Below are 401 nucleotides of genomic sequence, written 5' to 3'. Positions count from 1 at the left end.
TCAGACGGACGGTCGGGCTTTGACCAGGCGAGATCACCTGCCAAATGCGCCGGCCGTTGAATTTCAGTGATGTATGGATCAATGGTTTCGCTTTGCGCGTCGGGTTGAAGCGCATTAGAGCAGCGCCACGGTCAACTCTCCCCAGTACGGCGGCCTCCGGAACATGCACAGCATCAAGCGGTTCATCCCCGCCACCTTCGTCGTCTTGTGGGCCACCGGCTTCATCGGTGCGCGCTACGCCATGCCGTGGGCGGAACCGTTCACCTTCCTCGCCGCGCGTTTCGTCCTCGCTGCTATCCTGCTGGCCGTCCTGATGCTTGTGCTTGGCTCGAAAAGAGCCACCCGCCAGGAGGCGCTGCATGCCACCGGCGCCGGCATCCTGATGCATGGCGTCTATCTCG

At 62.3% G+C, this 401-nt stretch carries 1 pseudogene; it reads left to right on the top strand.

Annotated elements, in window-relative coordinates:
* Positions 1 to 163: 163 nt before the first annotated feature.
* Positions 164 to 401 (top strand): annotated as a pseudogene (locus tag EN885_RS33325) (EamA/RhaT family transporter); the annotation flags it as partial.

Origin of the sequence: Mesorhizobium sp. M6A.T.Cr.TU.014.01.1.1 (assembly GCF_004022765.1) — a bacterium.
Classification (GTDB): Bacteria; Pseudomonadota; Alphaproteobacteria; order Rhizobiales; family Rhizobiaceae; genus Mesorhizobium; species Mesorhizobium mediterraneum.
This window is presented reverse-complemented; position numbering and strand designations above follow the sequence as displayed.